The sequence below is a fragment of the Gilvimarinus gilvus genome (assembly GCF_030518155.1).
Classification (GTDB): domain Bacteria; phylum Pseudomonadota; class Gammaproteobacteria; order Pseudomonadales; family Cellvibrionaceae; genus Gilvimarinus; species Gilvimarinus gilvus.
In genome coordinates, this window is record NZ_JAULRU010000519.1 from 1 (window position 1) to 330 (window position 330).

At 43.6% G+C, this 330-nt stretch carries 1 protein-coding gene; it reads left to right on the top strand.

What is annotated here, in order from left to right; genetic code table 11:
- A partial coding sequence (gene flgA / locus QWI17_RS09840) for a flagellar basal body P-ring formation chaperone FlgA (RefSeq protein ID WP_302722336.1) occupies positions 1-330 on the top strand: 330 nt, incomplete at both ends.

The window sequence follows — 330 nt, forward strand, 5'->3', positions numbered from 1 at the left end:
TCAGCTACAATCGAACAATGGCAACAGATCGTTGTTTCTAGCCGCGCCTTAAGCAAAGGCACCATTTTGGGGGATTCAGACGTTTACCTGAAAGAGTTCGATGTAAAGCGACTATCCTCGTCCTACTTCAGTAATCCCGCCGAGTTAATAGGCAGAGAGATAAAACGAGCTATTTCATCAAATCAAATAATTCCTCCATCCCTCGTTGAAAAAAAATTACTGATCCGCAAAGGCGACCTAGTCTATATTGAAGCAAAAAAAGGCTCAATGTCGGTTCGAATGACCGGCACTGCACAACAAAACGGTTCTCTCGGTAAACAGATCTCAGTC